This window comes from Bacillus sp. MC1252 (assembly GCF_056838025.1).
The window spans coordinates 674,137-695,987 of the sequence record NZ_CM166369.1; the positions used below are offsets into that span (position 1 = coordinate 674,137).

At 45.3% G+C, this 21,851-nt stretch carries 5 protein-coding genes; all 5 read left to right on the forward strand.

Going from position 1 to position 21,851, the window contains the following annotated elements:
• Positions 1–12 precede the first annotated feature (12 nt).
• The 5 genes from ACYH0L_RS03355 to ACYH0L_RS03375 are packed head-to-tail and all read left to right on the forward strand — an operon-like array spanning position 13 to position 21,837.
• The gene (locus ACYH0L_RS03355) at positions 13–2,682 is read left to right on the forward strand and encodes a non-ribosomal peptide synthetase (RefSeq protein ID WP_482354356.1); all 2,670 of its coding nucleotides are present in this window, start codon (positions 13–15) and stop codon (positions 2,680–2,682) included.
• Positions 2,675–7,180 (forward strand): type I polyketide synthase, encoded by a 4,506-nt coding sequence (locus ACYH0L_RS03360; RefSeq protein ID WP_256499367.1) that lies wholly within the window; start codon positions 2,675–2,677, stop codon positions 7,178–7,180. The genes ACYH0L_RS03355 and ACYH0L_RS03360 overlap by 8 nt, the downstream gene beginning before the upstream one ends.
• A gap of 18 nt (positions 7,181–7,198) precedes the next feature.
• The gene (locus tag ACYH0L_RS03365; RefSeq protein WP_482354357.1) at positions 7,199–14,434 is read left to right on the forward strand and encodes a beta-ketoacyl synthase N-terminal-like domain-containing protein; all 7,236 of its coding nucleotides are present in this window, start codon (positions 7,199–7,201) and stop codon (positions 14,432–14,434) included.
• Complete coding sequence (locus tag ACYH0L_RS03370; RefSeq protein WP_482354358.1) at positions 14,427–20,837, forward strand: HAD-IIIC family phosphatase; 6,411 nt, start codon at positions 14,427–14,429, stop codon at positions 20,835–20,837. The genes ACYH0L_RS03365 and ACYH0L_RS03370 overlap by 8 nt, the downstream gene beginning before the upstream one ends.
• Positions 20,830–21,837 carry a phosphotransferase enzyme family protein gene (locus tag ACYH0L_RS03375; protein WP_099727358.1) on the forward strand — a complete coding sequence of 336 codons (1,008 nt, stop codon included), beginning with the start codon at positions 20,830–20,832 and terminating at the stop codon, positions 21,835–21,837. Before ACYH0L_RS03370 ends, ACYH0L_RS03375 begins: the two co-directional genes overlap by 8 nt.
• Positions 21,838–21,851: the final 14 nt, after the last annotated feature.

A 21,851-nucleotide genomic window follows, 5' to 3' on the forward strand; every position in this document is an offset into this window, starting at 1 on the left:
GTGAACGGAAGAGTGATTGAACATGATGATTTTCAACTGAAAGCAGCGGCAAAGGAAAAGGTGAAGGAAAGAGCCTACTGGACATCTATTTTATCAGGTGTCCAGCTGGATGGCCGCATTCCCCATACGGTTTCACAAGCCAAGCCTGCTGCAATGAACCGATCGCTTCATTCGTCCTTCCCTATGGCTGTGAACCAGTCGTTAAAGCAATTATGTGGAGATTCTGATTTGCGGATGTTTATCGTGCTGACCACAGCTGCTTTTGGCTTGCTACACCGTTACAGCGGAAAAACTGAGTTGATGGTGACTGTTCCTACAATGGAACAGTCCGCCAATCAATCTGCCATTAATCATATGCTGCCACTCAAGGCAGAGATTGATCCTCATATGAGCTTCAGCGCAGGGTTAGATGCAGTGAAGCGATCGTTTCAGGAGGCAGTACGTCATCAAAACTATCCTGTTCATATTTTAATGGAGGAACTTTGGCATTCATTAGGAGACGGCAAGGAGCGTGTCAATCTGGCATGTGCATTTGAGACATTGCATGGACAGGCTGACCGAATGCAATTAAATGCGGATGTGCTCATTGTTTGGAAGAAAGCACAAGATCAGCTTCATGCCGAAGTTCACTGGGATGCTTCCAACTATGACGATCAAATGATGGAGCAGTTCTCCAGGCATTTCATGACACTCACAGAGCAATTGCTCAAAGCGCCTGAACAAGCGATGAGCACACACTCATTTCTATCTGACATGGAGAAAAGTCAGTTGTTTGATGCGTTTCAAGGGGAGCCGCTCGCTTATCCAGTAGATCGTGATATTGTGTCTTTATTTCAACAGCAAGTCCAATTGCATCCAGCACGAACGGCCGTTGTGTTTGGCACCACCTCCTATACATATAAAGAGGTTGACCATTTATCGGATCGCATTGCGCTTAGACTCTCTCAAAGTCAGATGACACGGGAGACCCCAGTTGGTCTCAGAATGTATCGGTCTGCTGAACTTGTGATTGCCATTCTTGGCATCTTAAAGGCTGGCTATGCTTATTTACCGATTGATGTCCATCTGCCGATCGAAAGAATTCGGTATATGCTCAAAAACAGTGGCGCTACAGCCATTGTATCGGATGCAGCCGGACATGAAGGATTGGATGTCGAGGTTCATGTCATTCAAGACATGCTTCATGAATCGGAAATAAAAGAAAACCTGACTTGGTCAATTTCGCCTTCGGATATGGCTTATGTCCTGTATACATCAGGTACAACAGGACATCCGAAAGGGGTCATCATTGAACATCGTCATGTCATAAATTTGGTGTACGGAATGAAAACACGCTTTTTTGATCTGCTTCCAGATGATTTGCAAGTGGGGATGCTGGCTTCACATATTTTTGATGCGTCTGTTCAAACGTTGTTTCCAACATTGTTGCTTGGACATACGCTGCATATTGCCAAAGATGAAGTTCGTATGGATGGGCATGCGTTGTGGGATTTTTATCAAGAAAACCACATTCAGCTGTCAGATGTGACACCCTCTCATTTAAAGCTGATGAACAAGGCAGCAGGGCAATCGAAACAGGATCTGCCTGCTTTGAACATGCTGCTTGTAGGCGGAGAAGTATTTACAAAAGAGCTGATGGATCAATTTTTACAGCATGTATCAAGTGAAAAACCCATCATGATTAATGCATATGGGCCTACTGAATGTACTGTTCAATCGTCATCCTTTTTGATTCCGCCTGACTGGGATGAACAGGTCATTCCTATTGGGAAGCCGATGCCAAATGAGCGTATCTTCATATGTGACGCGCAAGGGGAGCCAGTTCCGATAGGCGTCTTTGGTGAACTGTATATCTCAGGCGATGGTGTAGGGCGTGGGTACATCAATCATCCTGATCTGAGCAAGGAGAAATTTATCAAAAAACCAGAGTTAAGCAGCGGGGTGTTATACGGTACGGGAGACCTTGCAAGGTGGCGGTTTGATGGGGTATTGGAATTTGCCAAAAGGAACGACAGCCAAGTGAAAATCAGAGGGTATCGAATTGAGCTGGAGGAGATCCGCAGAGCTATTCTTGATGATCCGAATATGCAAGGACTGATCCAAGATGTCATTGTGATCCCTAAGGAGACGACGGAGCAGGACCAATACATTTGCGCATATTTGATGGCAAAACAAGTCATAGATCAGCGTGTACTTCGTCAATCTCTCAGTGGGAGATTACCAGGTTATATGGTGCCAAGGCATTTGATTCAAGTAGAGCAATTTCCTTTGAATCTATCAGGGAAATTAGATATTCAAGCGCTGCCGAATCCAGAAGATCAGCTGCCAGGCGGGCAAGAGCCAGTGGCCATTCAAGCACACAATGAAACAGAGCAGAAGCTTGTTCGCATTTTCGCTTCAATTTTACAAGTCCCTGCTTCTCACATTCGATTAGATGAACCGTTTTTCGATTTGGGCGGTAACTCTTTTAATATCGTTGAGCTGTCCAATAAAGTGAAAGAGGAATTTCAGCAGGAGCTGACAGTGATGGAGCTGTTCCAATATACAACTGTTTCACAAATAGCAGCCCAATTAAAAAACAAATCAGCAGGACAAGATAAACAAATAGAAGCTGATGGAGAAAATGAAGCGGATGACTTAGAAAGTGCCGCACAACTGTTAGGCGGGATGATAGATGAGTAAGTTAACAGGATTAGAGGTTGCAGTGGTTGGTATGGCCTGCCGATTTCCGGGAGCGAAGAATATTCATAGCTTCTGGGATAACCTTGCAAATGGAAGAGAGTCCATTACGTTTTTTTCTAAGGAAGAATTGCTTGAGGCGGGGGTTGGACAAGAAGCTCTGGATCATGAGCAATATGTACGTGCCAAAGGAGCAGTAGATCAGCATGATCACTTTGATGCAGATTTCTTTGGTTATTCACAGCGTGAGGCAGAAGTAATGGACCCGCAAATCCGCATGTTTCATGAAGTGGCGTGGGAATCCCTTGAAGATGCAGGCTATAACCCTGAAACCTATCAGGAGCCGATCGGTTTATTTGGTGCTGCTTCTGCCAATTTATATTGGCAAGCTGCTTCCATGCTGATGAGAACGAATAACTCATCTGAGCAGTTTGCGGCTGTTCAGTTGACAGATAAAGATTTTATGAACACAAAGGTGTCCTATAAATTGAATTTGAAGGGGCCGAGTGTGGCTGTTGATACGGCTTGTTCCTCCTCTTTGGTTGCAGTTCATTTAGCGGCACGCGCCCTGCTCACTGGGGAATGTAAAATGGCACTCGCTGGCGGCGTCACCATCACGACTCCTCACAAAAAAGGATACATGTATCAAGAGGGCATGATCATGTCCCCTGATGGACACTGCCGAGCCTTTGATGAACAGGCAAAAGGAACAGTTGGCGGCGAGGGCTGTGGAGTTGTTGTACTCAAATCATTAAAGCAGGCACTAAAGGATAAGGATCACATCTATGGGGTGATTAAAGGGTCAGCGTATAACAATGACGGCGGGCGGAAGGTTGGTTACACAGCACCAAGTATTGAAGGGCAAAGTGAAATTATTAAAAAGGCGCTCAAGATCAGTCGTGTAGAAGCCGAGAGCATTTCTTATATTGAAGCACATGGCACAGGTACGACCCTTGGCGATCCAGTTGAAATTGAGTCACTGAATCAAGCCTTTCAAACTGATAAAAAACAGTTTTGTGCCATCGGGTCTGTGAAAACCAATATCGGTCATCTTGATTCAGCGGCAGGCATTGCCGGTTTTATCAAAACGACGCTTAGTCTGTATCATCAGACGCTGCCACCTAGTCTTCATTATGAAAGACCGAATCCAAAAATTGATTTTGAATCAAGCCCGTTTTATGTGAATACAACACCCGTACCATGGACGAAACGAGAGCAGCCGCTGCGTGCTGGGGTCAGTTCATTCGGAGTCGGCGGTACGAATGTACATCTCATCATGGAAGAGGCGCCCATTGCCGATAAACGGTCAGTAGACAAGGATCACGAACTCATGGTGATATCAGCAAGGTCAAAGCAGGCGGTTCAAACGTCTGCTGAGCAAATCATTTCTTATTTAAAAGAACAAAAGGACGTGCCGCTATCCCATGCTGCGTTTACGCTGCAGGAGGGACGAAAGCATTTTCCTTATCGACAAGCATTTCTTGCAAGCCCCGATCGCACATTCCAGTCAGCTGGACAGCCTCAAAAGGCCTTTCAGCAGCCTGCGGTCGTCTGGATGTTTTCTGGTCAAGGTGCACAGTATGTCAATATGGGCAAGGATTTATATGAGAAAGACCCTGTATTTAAACAAACGCTTCAAAAATGTTTTGCCATCATTTTATCCTTGGCAGGTGTTGAGATCGAGAAAGTGTTATATCCAACAACCGAAGCAGACTTCATTGAAGCAGAACAACTCATGCAGCAAACGTCTTATACACAAATCATCTTGTTTAGTTTTGAGTATGCACTCGCATCTAAGCTGATGGGACTAGGCATACGTCCGCATTATTTCATTGGTCATAGTATTGGTGAAATCACAGCTGCTTGTGTGGCCGGTAGCATCCATCTTGAAGATGCGATCCGGATCGTTTTAAAAAGAGGCAATTTGATGCAAAAGATGCCTCCAGGTGATATGGCTGGTGTGACGCTTCCAGCCGAAGAGATTGAGCATGAACTTCCAGAAGGTGTCGAGCTTTCTGCTGTGAATAGCTCGCAATTATCCGTTGTTTCCGGTCCTACAGACCGTTTACAGGTATATATCGAACAAGCTGAGAAAAGAGGGGCTTCTGTCCAAAAGCTGAAAACCTCTCACGCCTTTCATACGAGTATGATGGCTGAAGCGGCCAATCAGTTTAAGGATGTTCTTTCTGAGATCACCTATCAGCAAGGCGAGATACCGATTGTTTCCAATGTGACAGGGAGCTGGTTAACCCACGAGCAAGCAGCATCACCTGATTACTGGGCATCTCATATCAGACAGCCTGTTTTATTTAGTCAAGGAATAGAGACGTTACTTGGACTTGGAGAGGTTGTCTTCATTGAAGTGGGGCCAGGTCATACATTGACTCAATTCGTGAGACGCCACGATCGCTATGATGTGAATAAAGCAGCTGCTGTTTCATTGGTGAGACATCCAAAAGAGCAAGCTGCTGATGATGAATATATGCAAAAGGCAATAGGAAAGCTGTGGAGTTACGGAGTGGAGCCGAACTGGAGCGCTGTCAGAAAAGAGGAGGCCCCATATCGAGCTTCACTGCCAACGTATCCATTTGAGCATCAAATATTCCTCTCACCACAGTTCAAAGCGGACCAGCTGATGACCGCTTCAACACCATCAGGACCGCAGGAGAATCACTTATCTGATTTTCAAGACTGGTTTTACATTCCGGTGTGGGAGCGCTCTTCACCTGTACTAAAAGAGCAGCATCATCACGGGAAACGTGTGCTGGTCTTTGAGAAAAATGGTCATATCGGCGCCTATTTGAAAGAACGGCATGCGGAGGTCGTCAGCGTATGTCCAAGTGATCATACGATCAAAGAAAATGACCAGCTGATGAAGGCAGACGTTCATATGCTGTCACATTTAGAGTGGGTCATGACTGAATTACAGCAATCTGGATTTATCCCTGAAGAGATCATCTGGATGCATGATGAACTGACGGAGGATACCAAAGACAAGCCAAACTATTTATCTGTGCTCGATCTCGTCAGGCTGATCAGCAAATACCATAACACAAACATGCGTCTTCATCTCGTGACGAGCCAAGCGCATGATGTCATCGGCATAGAGAAGGTCGATCCTCTTCAAGCAACATTAACAGGACTAGCGCTGACCATTCCTCAAGAATATCAGCACATAGAGTGTCAGCACATTGATTTATGTCAGGATACTAAGGCGAATTGGCCGCTATTTCTTTCATATGAGATAGCGATGCACGATCAAGAAGCAGTCGTGGCTTATCGCGTGAGCAGCCGCTGGATACGAAAAGCTTCAAGCACGTCGTTAAGCAAAGAGGACTCGTCAATGCAGCCTTTCAGGTCTAGTGGCGTTTATCTCATCACTGGCGGTATGGGCGGCATTGGCCTCACACTAGCTAAATATTTAGCAGAAACGTATCAAGCGAAACTTGTGCTCATGAGCCGATCACGAATACGTGAACGCTCTGAATGGCATGAGCTGCGTGGTGCGGTTGGGAAAGAAGCTGATGCCGTGAAAAAGCTGCTGGCTCTTGAAGAATTAGGGGCTGATGTACAAGTTGTACACGGTGATGTATCAGATGAACGTGCCGTGCAGAAAGCGATTCAGCTGGCTCATACGGCATTTGGTGGTTTACATGGCGTCATTCACGCGGCAGGCGAGGCAGACGGGAAGATCATTCAAGCAAGAGCAGCAGATGATGAGATTCGCATGTGTCAGGCAAAAATCAACGGGACCTATGTGCTGGATAAAGCACTCGAGGATGAAACGCTGGATTTCTTCTTGCTTTGTTCATCCCTTGTTTCCTTTCTTGGAGCGGCTGGACAAGTGGCTTATGCGGCTTCAAATGCCTTTATGGACAGCTTTGCTCATGCGAAAAGGCAGGAAGGAAAGCCAGTTATTTCTTTGAACTGGGATCGCTGGGAGAAAGTCGGTATGGCACACGACTCGGCATTAGCTGCCAAAGTCAATGACATGATGGCACTTGAGGAGCAGGCAGGAATTTCGCCAGAACAAGGAATAAAGGCCTTCCAAGAAGTGCTGCGTCTAGATTATCCGCAAATTCTTGTATCTGTTCGAGACATGGGGGAGAGAATCAAACATCGGATAACACCTGTACAGCTAGAGGATGCGCCGTCTCAAGAGATTTCGCAGGTCATAGATGAACGTCTAGAAGCATCATTGAGTGATGTGCTTAACTCCTTTTTTAAGCATGAACCGGATGTGAATGAGAATTTCTTTGAAATGGGTGCGACGTCTCTTGATTTATTGCAGATGAGTGGTCATATCAAATCGGTATATGGCATCGAGGTTCCGGTGGTCATGATGTACAGCCATCCAACCATCGCGTCATTGGCTGCCGAACTGAAGAAAATACATGGTGTAAAGGAAGAAAAGCAAGCTGTCACTGAATCATCTAATTTACGCAAACAAGCAATGGCTGAAGGGAAAAATCGCCGTAAACAGAGATTAAAACGAAAATAGATGGGAGAAATGTTGCGTATGTCTGATCAAGAGCAATGGACCGAATCTGGACTTGAAATTGCAGTAGTAGGATTAGCAGGTACGTTTCCCGGAGCACCGGATGTCCAAACGTTTTGGGAAAATGTATCGCAAGGGAAGGAATCCGTTACGTTTTTCACTGATGAGGAATTAAAGGCAGCTGGTGTAGATGAGACGCTGCTAAAGCATCCTGATTATGTGAAGGCCAAGCCATATTTACAAGGTGCGGCATCATTTGATGCAGACTTCTTTGGCTATACTCCGCGAGAGGCTTCGATCATGGATCCGCAAATTCGATTGATGCATGAATGTACATGGCATGCGCTAGAAGACGCTGGCTATGAGCCTGAGCAATACGATGGGTTAATTGGCCTTTATGCTGGTGCATCTAGCAATCTATCGTGGATGGGGCAGCATATGTCGTCACTTGAAAAGAACGAAGATGTGTTTCAAATCATGCATCTCAATGACCCGTCCTTTGCTTCTCGGGTTGCCTATAAATTAAATCTAAAAGGTCCAAGTGTATCGGTACAAACGGCTTGCTCCACGTCGCTTGTTGCTATCCATATGGCCTGCCAAGGATTAATCGGTGGAGAATGTGACCTTGCGTTAGCTGGCGGTGTCACACTCCATCAGCCGCAGATTACAGGATATCAACACCAAGAAGGAATGATTTATTCTCCTGATGGCCATTGCCGACCATTTGATGAGAAAGCAAAAGGGACCATTTTTGGAGAAGGTGCAGGCGTTGTGGCGCTAAAACGATTAAAAGATGCGCTAGAAGACGGAGATTTTATTTATGCCGTCGTGAAAGGGTCTGCAACGAACAATGATGGAAGCAATAAAGTCGGCTATACGGCTCCAAGTGTCAGTGGTCAGGCAAGCGTCATTGAATCTGCTTTAGAAATGGCTGAGACAGAACCAGAGACGATTTCTTATATCGAAGCACATGGAACGGGTACACCAGTTGGAGATCCGATAGAGATTGAAGCGCTCACTCGTGCTTTTCAAACAGATCAACAAGGCTTTTGCCGGATTGGATCAGTGAAAGCCAATATTGGTCATTTAGATGCTGCAAGCGGCGTGGCTGGGTTTATCAAAACAGTCATGATGCTGCATCATCGTCAATTTGTCCCGATGCCGCACTTTGATAAGCCGAATCACCGTATTCCATTTGATCAAACCCCATTTTATGTTGGGACAAATAAAGAAGAGTGGAAGGCGTCTCAATTGCCAAGGAGAGCTGGAGTCAGCGCCTTTGGCATAGGTGGTGCAAATGCCCATGTCATCTTAGAAGAGGCAAAGCCGAGAAAAGCAAACAACCCGGACTCGTCCAAAGAATTAATCGTGCTGTCAGCCAGATCAAAGCATGACATGAAGAACATGACAAAAAACCTGAAGGAATATGTTTCCTCACATCATGAACTCTCACTTGGTGAAGCTGCTTACACCTTACAAAGTGGAAGAAGGGCCTTCCAATACCGAAAAACGTTTGTCTGTTCCACGAGGGATGAATTACTAGAGCAGCTACAAGTTCTAAACGAAGAGACTGTAGGCAGAGAAAGTGCTCTTTTCAAACGGATGAGCATGAGGTTGACTGGCTATCATGAGGCAGGCTTACGTGAATATATCAAGCTGTATGAGAAAGACCATTCTTTCAAGACAGAAGTGGATCGATTCATTAGCCTTATCCAATCCGTGTTACCTATAGAAAAAGATCAGCTGTTCCATTCAAAACAACATGGTCAAGCAGAAGTGGCTATGCTGATCATGACATCGGCTTTTGCCTATCAGCTGAGGGAACTCGGGATTGAACCAGACGTATGGATTGGAGAAGGGAGCGGGGTGTGGACAGCTTTATACGCAGCCGGCGGTCTTGAACTGACAGAAGCGGCATCCATTGTGTATCACCTTCGTGACACTCAAAAGGTGGATCAATGGCTTTCTACTTTGCCTCCAAAAACACTGCATCAGCCTGTTTACATTCAACAGACCGGTGAGGAACTGACCACCTTCCAACCATCGTCTGCAAAGCGTTTCCTTGATATGGGCCAGGCTGTAAAGCCGTCTTTGATTGAGCAGGAATCAACAGCCTTGATCATCGATCTTTCAATGAAACAAGGGATCATGGTTGAAAAAGGAGCAGAAAAAACAACCGAACCACTTGATGGAGACATCCTTCAAATCGCAGGTGTTCTTTGGGAAATGGGGGTCGACTTAGCTTTTCCTTTAACAGATGAGAAGAACAGGCAGCGTATTCCGCTCCCAGGGTATCCATTTCATAAAAAAGACTTCTCTGCACAAACAAAACCGATGGCAGCCATTGAACCGTACAAGCCACAGGAGGAAAAACGTGTATTTACATCGCTCGCTTCTTTACAAAAAGACATTCATGACATTGTTCAAACTCATTTTGGGTTTGATCAAATAGACGATGAATCACCATTTTTTGAATTTGGTGCGACATCTCTTGATATATCCCAGCTTGCAGCGAAAATATCTGAGCGAATGGATCAAAAAATTGACACCGTTCAATTATATCGTTTTGCCACAGTGGCAAGCCTTTCTGAATATTTGTTTGAAGAACAGGCAGAACGTGAACAAACACCTGCTTCTCTCCCAGTAAAGATCACGTCGCCGGAACATACAGATATTGCAATTGTCGGAATGGCAGGAAGGTTCCCAGGGGCGTCGTCGCTAGAAGACTTTTGGCAGCGTCTTGTGAATGGCGAGGAAATGATTCACTTTTTCACAGAAGAAGAGCTCAAGAAAGCAGGGCTGGATGCGTCTGTTTATCAGCATCCGAATTTTATCGGAGCAAAAGGCCGTTTACAACATATCGAGGGCTTTGATGCAGACTTCTTCAACTATTCTGCTAGAGAGGCAGAGCTGATGGATCCGCAGTTCAGACTCTTGCATGAATGTGCTTGGGAGGCGCTTGAGGATGCTGGCTGTGACCCTGACAGAATGGCTGGGAAAATTGGCGTTTATACAGGAACAAGTCCAAATCATGAGTGGCTGACGCGCTTTGCACATCAAATGGAAGCAACAGAGCAATTCAGTGCGATGCTGTTAAATGATCGTGAGTTCTTTAGTACGCAGCTTTCTTATAAATTGAATTTACACGGGCCTAGTGTGACCATGCAGACAGCTTGTTCGACCTCACTTGTCAATATTGGCATGGCCTGTCAAGCATTATTGAATCAAGAATGTGATGCAGCGCTGGCTGGCGGTGTGACGGTCAGCTCTCCAGAAAATATCGGCTACATCTATCAAGATGGGATGATTCAATCAAAAGATGGCCATTGCCGTCCGTTTGACCAAGAGGCGAGCGGAACCATTTTCGGAGATGGAGCGGGGATTGTTCTGTTAAAACGTTACGAAGATGCCATCAGAGACGGCAATCCGATTCATGCTGTCATCAAAGGGGTTGGTGTGAATAATGATGGCAACCGGAAAGCTGGTTTTACAGCACCGAGTGTAGAAGGACAGGCAGAGGTTCTAAAAGAAACGTATGAAAAATCAGGCATAGATCCCGCTTCCATCGGTTATTTAGAAGCGCATGGAACAGGGACAAAAATGGGAGATCCAATCGAGGTATCTGCCCTTAGCCAAGTGTTCAAAGGAACAGAGCCGCTGACGATTCCAATCGGTTCTGTCAAAAGTAACGTTGGACACTTAAATAGTGCGGCAGGGATTGCCGGTCTGTTTAAAGCCATTTTGGCCATACAGCATAAAACGATCCCGCCGACCATTCATTATGAGTCGCCAAATGAGGATATTCCTTTCAAAGATACACCGTTTTATGTAAATCAAAAGGCGCTCTACTGGAAGGAAGCAGATGAGCCGAGAAGAGCGGGGGTCAGTTCTTTCGGAATTGGCGGAACGAACGCCCATATGATCATAGAAGAAGGAATACTGGTGAAGCAGAAACCAGCTTCTTTGCAAAAGCAGCTGCTCGTCCTATCTGCAAAAACGGACACCGCTTTAGCGGCAATGACGGATCAATTAAAGCACTATGTGATACATCATCCTCAAGTTCCGCTTGAAGATATCGCTTATACATTGCGCTATGGCAGAAAGCAATTTCCGTACCGAAAAGCCATCGTGCTCTCATCTGCTGATGAATGGCTGCAGCAAAAACAACTTGAAACCAATGTGTTCCGAAGCAAAAAATGGCGTAAAGCTACCTTTATGTTCTCGGGTCAAGGCGCTCAATATGCTGGCATGATGCGCGGGTTATACGAAGCAGAGCCAGTGTTCAAATGGGAAGCAGACAGGTGCTTCAAATATGTCCTGGAAACGGAACAAGTTGATTTAAAGGCCATTGTTTTTTCAGAGGATGAAACAAACCAAGACATCACAAAAACATCAAATGCCCAGCCGCTTCTTTTCATATTCGAATACGCATTAGCAAAGCTGCTGCAGCATAGCGGCGTTGAGCCGGAATCGATGATTGGACACAGTATTGGCGAATACGTTGCCGCTTGTTTGTCAGGTGTCTTCTCACTGGAGTCTGCTTTAACACTCGTGATGGCAAGAGGCAGAATGATGCAAGGCATGGAAAAAGGCGCCATGCTTAGTGTGCAATTACCGGAGGCAGAGCTTGGCTCGATGATCGATGAATCACTTTCCGTTGCTGCTGTCAATGCAAAAGACCTTTGTGTCGTCTCTGGGCAGGAAGAGCATGTCAACGCTTTTGAAAAGAAGCTGCAAGACAAAGGGATTGTCACAAGACAGCTCCATACTTCCCATGCCTTTCATTCTTACATGATGGAGCCGATGCTGGAGGCGTTTCATCAATTCGTAGAGCAAGTGGAATTGCATGAGCCGACGATTCCGTTCATCTCCAATGTGACAGGCACGTGGGCGACAAGTGAAGAGGTGATGACAGCATCTTATTGGACAAATCACCTTCGTGGAACCGTTCGTTTTCATGCTGGCTTGTCTCAGCTATTCACCGATGAAGTACGAGCTTTCATTGAGGTAGGACCTGGAAACAGCTTGACAGCATTAGCGAAACGTCATGAAAACAAAGAGTCTCATCATGAAGTGCTGAATATGGTGAGACATGCAAGGGAACAAGCGGATGATCATGCGTATTTCTTAAAACGAATAGGAGAGCTATGGGCAGGCGGCTACGAGGTCAAGACGCAGCAAAGTCCAACTCAAGAGGAGCGTCAGCTTGTCTCGCTGCCAACCTATCCATTCGAGCGTAAACGATATTGGATTGAAGCAGGAAAGCCGGCTTCTCCTCCGCAGCTATCAGCTCCTAAGGAAACGAAGAAGAAAGAGATGGGAGAATGGTTCTACCTGCCTTCATGGGAGCAGCAGCCGCTAGAACCAGTTTTCGAAAAAGAAACAGAAGAACAAACGTGGCTCATTTTCAGGGAACAGAATGCCTTTCATGAACTGTTTACACAATCATTCAATCAACAAGGAATCAAGGCCATTTCTGTCACAAAGGGTGAAGCTTACCAAGAGCAAGGTCAATCGTTTACGATCAACCCGGCAGAAGGCCAGCATTATCGAAACATGCTAGATTCATTGTCTAATAAAGGTGTCAATATCACTCGTATTCTGCATTTATGGGAAGCTGCGAAAGAAGATGACATCGCGAGTCGTCAAACCGCTTTTCAGGCACATATTGAAAAAGGCTATTACAGCTTAATTTTCTTATCTCAAGCCATTGCGGCTCAAAAAAATATTCGAGAATGCCGTCTGTTTACTGTCACTAGCGGGATTCAGCCAGTCACAGGGCATGAGACGATTTGTGCAGAGAAAAGTGCAATGCTTGGACCATGTAAAGTCATTTCACAGGAATACCACCATATCAAATGCTGGAATATCGATGTGGAAGACGTGCCAGACATGATGTCTTGGAAGGAACAAACACTTGTCGATCTCATTGTGCAGGAAATCATGCAGCCTGGAAAGGACCAGCTTGTGGCGTATCGCAATCGTCAACGCTGGGTGCAGAGCTACAAACGTATGCCGCTGCAAAAAAAAGATGGCCTTCCGAAGATGATCAGACCAAATGGCGTGTATCTCATCACAGGTGGATTAGGAGGCATCGGATTTGTTCTATCAAAGATGCTGGCGAAAGAAGGAAATGTGCATCTTTATTTAACAGGAAGAACGGCTTTGCCGCCAAGAGGTGAATGGGCGTCATACGTTCATCAAGAAAATGCGGATGAAGCGCAGCGTACGAGAATTGAGAAAGTACTCGAGCTTGAACGATTAGGTGCAACAGTTGAAGCGGTGCAGGCGAATGCGGGAAATCTTGATCAAATGAAGCATGTATTTGAGTCCATTCGTCAAAAACATGGCGGCGTTCATGGTGTGTTCCATGCGGCAGGATTACCAGGGAGTACATCCTTCCGAGCGATCAAAGATATACCTTCTACACTTGCGCAGGGAGAGGATCAATTCCAATCAAAGGTGAAAGGGCTCGATGTGCTGGAGCAGCTGCTAGATCAAGAGCAAGCGGATTTTTGTCTCCTCTTTTCATCCATTAGTGCATTGCTTGGGGGCTTAGGATTCTCTGCTTACTCAGCGGCTAACTTATATATGGATGCATTTGCAGCTAGAATCAATCAACATAGTCAAACCCCGTGGATGTGTGTGAACTGGGATGCGTGGAATTTCTGGGGTGAGCTAGAATCGACAATTGGAGAATCGATTAATGAGCTTGCGATTTTACCAGAAGAGGGTGCCGAGCTGTTCCAATATGTTCTTTCTAATCGACAGAATCGTCACATGCTCGTGTCCACAGGTAATCTTGATGAACGGATAGATCAATGGCTGTCACTAGAGCCTAAGGCAGCAGAGAGTGAGGATTCATATGAGGTGTCTAAGCACGAAAGGCCAGAGCTGAGCAATCCATATGTGGCTCCTCGAAATGAAACTGAAAAAGCGATCTGTCAAGTATGGCAGGACTTTATGGGCATGGAGCAAGTGGGCATTCACGACAACTTCTTTGATCTTGGCGCAAGTTCACTGGATATTGTTCAAGTCACCAATCGGTTAAATCAAGCACTTCAAACAAATGAAGCGGTTGTGACCTTGTTTACGTACCCATCTGTCGCAGAGCTTGCGAAATATATTAAGCCTTCTGATGAATCGAAGGAAGAATCGATGGAAGAAGAACTAGCCGTCGTCACATCAGGTGATCGAAGAGCTCGTTTTAAACAGCAACGGAATAAAAGATTGAGAGGCGGAATCGAGAATGAATGATACAACGAATCACTATCATGGCGCAGAAATTGCTGTTATCGGTCTTGCAGGTCGTTTTCCAGGTGCCAAAAACGTAGAAGAGTACTGGGAGAATCTGAAAAAGGGAAAGGAAACAATCTCCTTTTTTACAGAGGAAGAATTACGGCGTGAAGGTACAGATGAAGCCTTATTGAAAAACCCCCGGTTTGTGAAAGCAAAAGGAATGCTTGATGATGTCGATTTATTTGATGCGGAATTCTTTGACTATACACCAAAGGAAGCGGCTATGATGGACCCGCAGTTCAGACTGTTTCATGAATGTGTTTGGACGGCGCTTGAGGATGCTGGGTACGATCCGTTTGAATATAAAGGTCAAATTGGCCTCTATACAGGTGCAGGAATCAATACAGAATGGGTCATGAGAGCGCTTCAAGGGGCTGCTCAGGGTGAGGACTCGAAAACACTGGAAGCCGCTGTTCTCAATATGCGTGACTATTTGGCGACGATGATTTCATATAAATTAAATCTGAAGGGACCGAGCATGGTGGTGCAAACCGCCTGCTCGACCTCTATGGTGTCAATTCACTTAGCTGTTCAGGCTTTATTAAGCGGAGACTGTCATATGGCAGTTGCAGGCGGCGTGTCCATTCGTCTGCCGCAAAAATCAGGCTATCTGTATCAAGAAGGTATGATCCATTCATCTGATGGACATTGCCGCGTCTTTGATAACAAAGCCGATGGAACCGTTTTTGGTGATGGTGCAGGAGCTGTCATTTTAAAAAATTTAGAGGATGCCATTGAAGACGGGGACCACATTTATGCTGTCATTAAAGGATCTTCTATTAATAATGATGGAAATAGAAAAGTAGGGTATACTGCGCCGAGTACAAAAGGTCAAGTATCAGCGATTAAGACAGCACTTCGAATGGCCGAGGTGGATCCTGAAAGCATTTCTTACATTGAAGCACATGGGACCGGAACAACGCTCGGAGACCCGATCGAAATTGAAGCACTCAAGCAAGCGTTTGATACAGATAAAAAAGGCTTTTGCCGCATTGGTTCTGTGAAATCAAATGTTGGTCATTTGAATGATGCTTCAGGTGTCGCCGGTTTTATTAAAACGGTCTTAAGCTTAAAGCATCAAGTGATTCCGCCGACGATTCATTTCGAGACGCCGAATGAAAAAATTGAATTTGCCGATTCACCTTTCGTTGTGAACACAGACTTGACACCATGGGGCGAGCAGGCAGCTCCTCGCCGGGCAGGTGTAAGCTCATTTGGAATTGGTGGAACAAACGCTCATGTCATTTTAGAAGAAGCACCGAATACACGTGTAGCAGCAGATAGCGCAGATGACAGTGAGCTTCTTTTATTATCTGCAAAAACACCAGCAGCCCTTGAGAAAATGACGGACCGCCTTGCCGACTATTTGCTTCAGCATCAGCAGCATGTCCGTTTAGCGGATGTCGCCTATACGCTCCAAACAGGACGCCATCATTTCCCGCATAAGCGTGTGATTCTTGGAAGTGACACAGCTGACATGTTACAAGCGCTGAATCAAAGGTCAAAAGAGGTGGTCAAGACGGCCAGTTCTCAAACATCGAGCCGGCCTGTCGTCTTTCTTTTCCCAGGCCAAGGATCTCAATATGTGGACATGGGGCGTCAGCTTTATGACAAGTATCCAGTCTTTAAGGAAGCGCTGGATCAATGCTTGGAGCAATTCAAACAGCATGTTTCAGTTGATCCATTCAGCATTTTATTTTCAACAGAAGTAAGTGATGACCGTCAGCTGATCAACCAAACAGAATATACGCAGCCGCTCCTGTTTAGTATTGAATACGCTTTGGCTAAATTGTTGATTCATTTTGGGATAAAGCCGCAGGCGATGATCGGTCACAGTATTGGAGAATACACAGCAGCTGCTGTGTCTGGTTTACTATCTGTAGAAGATGCCATAGATCTCGTGTCTTACCGTGGACAACTCATTAGCCAGCTTCCGAAAGGCTCTATGCTGAGTATTCCTTTGAGTGAACAGAAGGTGCTGCCACATTTGACAGATGATCTTTCACTCGCCGCAGTAAATGGTCCTGAGTTATGTGTGGTGTCAGGTGAGACTGCAGCCATTGATGCACTCGCTGAGAAGCTAGAGGCTGCTGGACATGGGTGCAGAAAGCTTCACACCTCTCATGCCTTCCATTCGAGTATGATGGATGACATCCTCCCATCATTCAAAGAAAAATTAGCAGAGTATCGATTGAATGCACCGTCTATCCCGTATATTTCTAACGTCACGGGTACGTGGATTGAAAATGAAGCGGTGCAAGACCCAGCATACTGGGCCGATCACTTGCGGCAAGCGGTCCGTTTCCGTGATGGGGCAGAGACATTATTAACGGAGCTTGATCCCATTTTCATTGAAGTCGGACCAGGGAATACGTTAAGTGCCTTTATTCGCCAAGCCGCTAAGGAACACCATCAGCAGCCGATTCCATTGATGCGTCACCCGAAAGAAGAGGCAGCAGACGACCGCTACCTGCTGGGCAGGCTGGGTGACCTCTGGCTTCAAGGAGTGCCGGTTGACTGGACAAAATTAAGACAACACAAATCAATTCAAAAAGTATCCCTGCCGACCTATCCGTTTGAACGACAACGATATTGGATTGAAAAGGTAGATACATCAGCACTCTCTTCGTCTTCAGGTGTGCAAATGGTGGTGCCGAAGGAAAACAAGGGGCAGGAAATAGAGGAAAACAATCAAGGCAAAGACGCAGCAGCGAGCGACATTGAGGCAACACTAAAGCGGATGTGGAAAGACATTTTAGGAATCGAAAAGGTGGAAAGGGACGATCATTTCTTTGAGCTTGGCGGACATTCGTTAAATGCGACCGGTCTGATTTCTCAAATTCACAAAGAGTTTGGTGTAGAACTTACGCTCACAGACATGTTCAACAATCCGACGATTGAAAAGCTACAAGCATTCATCGAAAAGGCAGAGAAGCATCAATATTTCAAGATTGAACCAGTGGAAAAGAAAGACACGTATCCATTATCTGCTGCTCAAAGACGGACGTTCCTCATTCATCAGCGTATTGGTCAAGTGACCTCATACAACATGCCGATGGCACTAAGATGTAAAGGTGAAATTGACGTCGAGCGTTTTGAGCAGACCTTCAAGCAATTAATTGATCGTCATGAAACCTTGCGAACGACCTTTGAATTAAAAGATGGAGAACCGGTTCAGCGGGTCCATAATGAATACCAGTTTGCTGTTGAAATGACAGAGGCGAAGGAAGAGGAATTAGAAGCACAAATCGATGAATTCATTCGCCCATTTGACTTAAAGGCTGCACCATTGATCCGTGTGCGTTTTGTGAAAATCGCAGCAGATGATCATCTCTTATTAGTTGATATGCATAATATTGTGGCTGATGGTGCGAGCATGAACATCTTTATTAAAGAATTTACTGAGCTTTATCGAGGGGAAGCCTTGCCTGAACTTACTGTTCAATATAAGGATTATGCAGAATGGCAGGATCAGTATTTCCGCAGTGAGATGTTTCAAAAGCAGCAGAATTATTGGAAGGAGCAAGTGGGCTCAAACGTTCCAACCTTGACGATGCCATATGATTTTGAACGGAAGGAACAATCCTTCTTAGGAAGAGCGATCAAATTTAATATTGAACCGCACATCGTAGAAAAAATTGAACAGCTCGCTGAACGATTTCAGCTGACAAACAATGTCATCTTGTTCCAGCTATATGGTCTGCTGCTCTCACGTTATGCCGATCAGGAGGAGCTGATTGTCGGTTCTCTTGTTGCTGGAAGACGTCACGCAGATATTGAACATACAATTGGCATGTTTACGAACTTCCTGCCAATTAAACTAGACATGGTACAAGATGTATCCTTTACAGAGCAATTGGCTCAAACAAAGCAAGTCCTGCTTGATGCTTATGATCATCAAGAATATCCATTTGATCAAATGGTCGAGCATCTAAATCCAAAAACAAGACCGCATCGCAATCCATTCTTTGATACGATGCTCATTTATCATAATGAGTACGATCCAAATATTAAAATTGAAGCGGATGGACTGACCTTTGAAACGCATGAGTTTGCTAAGGGAATTTCCAAGCTCGATATGAAAATGGATGTTGTCAGAGAGGTAACAGACGAGTTAAAGTGCGTTCTTCAATACAATCTTGCTCTGTTTGAACATGAGACGATGCAAGCTTTCGTGAAACACTTCCAGCACTTGGTCGAACAGGCTGTTCAAGCACCTGATCAATTGCTCAAGGAATTTAACGTGCTTTCAGAGGAAGAAGAACGATTGGCAAAAGAGAAAAGAGAGCGTGCAGAGAAAAAAGCACCACTTGTGCTGACAGTCAGCTCCACGTTTACGGCAGATCCAGTTGCTCCTTACATTCAGTACTGGACCAAGCAGTTTGATGTGCAGCTCGATGTTCAATTTGCACCGTATGGGCAGGTCTATCAGGAATTGTTAAACGAACGCAGCCTCATCTCACAGAAGAAAAATGGAGCCAACCTTCTACTCATTCGTTTGGAGGATATCACGGGTCCAGCTCATCTATCACTTGAAGAAAAGAAAAAGCTGGCCTCAGAACATGCTGGAGAGCTTGCCAACGTTCTGAAATTAAAAACGAAACATAACCTATATTTTGTTGGCATTTTGCCAATGAGTACTGCTTTTAAAGACACCCTGCAAGACGTGGAACAAGAGTGGATCGCCCAGTTATCTGAGATGAGCGGCGTTCAGTTAATCGACTGCCGCCAGCTTGCTCAGCAATATCAGATTGAAGAGATTTTTGATGAAAAAGGAGAGCAAGCCGCGCATCTCCCATTCACTGAAGCCTTTTGTGGAGCAATTGGTACAAAAGTCGCGCGAGAGATTGTTGCATGGCAAGGTGCACCATTTAAAGTAGCGGCCATTGACTGCGACTATACACTTTGGAGAGGTGTCGTTTCAGAAGACGGCGTGGAAGGCATCGAGATCACGCCAGAACATCAAACGCTCCAGCGCTTTTTAAAACAAAAGCAACAAGAGGGGATGCTGCTTGTCCTAAGCAGCAGGAATAATGAAGAAGATGTGTGGCGTGTGTTTGAAAACCACCCGGATATGATCTTGCAAAAAGAGGATATTGTCGACTGGCGGATCAATTGGGAAAGTAAACCGGATCATCTAAAAGAGATGGCAGATTCACTGAACCTTTCATTATCTCAGTTTATTTTCTTAGATGATGACCCAGCGCAGTGCTTGCGTATGAATGAAGAGCTACCTGAAGTGATGACACTGCTGTTACCTGCTAATGAAAAAGCCATTCCGTTATTTACCCAGCATGCTTGGGCATTTGACCGCTATGATGTCACCGATGAGGATAGAGGGCGGACAACGAGCTATCAGGCTGAAAAAGCGCGTCAAAAAGAGCGAGCAGAGTCGCCGTCAATGGAGCAATTTTTAAAAGATTTGAATTTGAACATGAGCGTAACAGAATGGGGAGAGCAGCACCTTGCCCGGGTGGCTCAGATGAGCAGTCGCATTAACCAATTCCGTTTAAATGATCAGCGCTTTGATGAACAGCAGCTGAGAGAGCGGATGGAGAATGAGCATGTTCAAGGCTGGATCATTGAGGCAGCGGATCGCTTCAGTCATGAAGGGATTGTAGGCGCCATCTTGGCACATCATGCGAATGAAACGTTGAAAATAGATGCATGGATGCTGAGCTGCCGTGCTCTAGGGAAAGGGATTGAGCAAAAATGTCTGACATGGCTCGCTGAATACAGCCGTCAGCACCAACTTTCTACCATTGAATTTACGTTTGCATCTACTGGACGTAATCAGCTATTCAAGTCATTTATGGAAGAGCATCAGATGCAGGAGATTGAGGGTCAGCAAACATATCGAATACAAGTGGAAGAAATCGGTTCATTGAGTGATCACATTCAAATCGTCAATCAACTGTCATCTCGTCAGCACTCAGCTGGAGAAATAGAGGATCACACGATGAAGGCAGCAAGTCATCCCGCTTCGGAAGCTTATACATGGGAAACGGTTCAAACAGATCAAACATTGCACAGCGGCTATGTGAAGGCTCTAAAGGTGCATGATGAAGAAGGTCTTCGTTCATTATTAAAGACGGAACATACGCAGGCTGATGGACTTTACGCACAGCCAACCAATGAACGTGAGGCCTTACTTTTAGACATTTGGTGTGACATTCTTCATGTGGAAAAAGTAGGAATTGACAACGACTTTTTCGATTTAGGAGGAAATTCTTTACTTGCTGTCAAAATGGAAGTAGAGATTGAAAAGAAGGGTTGGTATGTTGATGATTTGAATTTTGCTGAAAAACACACCATTCGCGAATTAGCAAAATATATGAAGAGGGAGAATCAGCATGCATAAAGATGTAAAAGCCATATATGACGAATCGAAAATTTTAGATGAGGCAACTCATTTATACGGGGTCCAGCGAAGTGACATCCACTTTATCGCAGATGCAGAAAACTATGTGTATGAAATGAAAAAGGACGGAGAGTCTTTCATTTTAAAAATTACTCATACCATCCGCAGATCACCTGATTATATTTTAGGTGAAATGGAATGGCTGCATCACTTAGCGAAGGGCGGTCTTTCGGTTGCGAAACCAATTGCTTCATTAAATGGCCGTGATATCGAGCAAGTAGACGATGGGCAAGGCGGTGCGTTTTTGCTTCGAGTCTATGAAAAAGCACCAGGCCGAAAAGTTGAAGAGGCAGACTGGAACGATGAATTATTTTATGCCCTTGGACAATATACAGGCCGCATGCACAAGCTGACAAAAAGCTATCAGCTGTCAGACCCACGCTATAAAAGACAAGAGTGGGATGAAGAGGAGCAGCTTAAGCTGCGAAAATATGTACCAGCAGATCAGACGCTTGTGTTCGAACAAGCGGATCGATTAATGGAAAAGCTGGCAAAGCTCCCGAAAAATCAGGATACGTACGGATTGGTTCATGCGGATCTGCATCATGGAAACTTCCACTGGGATCAAGGGAAAATCACGACCTTTGATTTCGATGATATTGGATACAACTGGTTTATGAACGACATCAGCATTTTGCTATACAATGTCTTGTGGTACCCAGTGATTCCATACGAAGACAAAGCTGCTTTTGCAGGGAACTTTATGAAGCAGTTCCTTAAAGGATATCGTGAAGAGAATGAGCTTGGGGATGAGTGGCTCGCCTACATTCCTGACTTCCTTCGCTTACGTCACATGCTGATCTATGGTTTGCTGCATCAAGCCTTTGATTTGGCCACCCTCGGAGAAGAAGAGAAGGCTATGCTCGCTGGCTTCCGCTCCGATATTGAGCAAGCAGCACCTATTACGACGTTTGACTTTACAAAGCTAAGTCAATCTTAAAACGAAAATCCCCG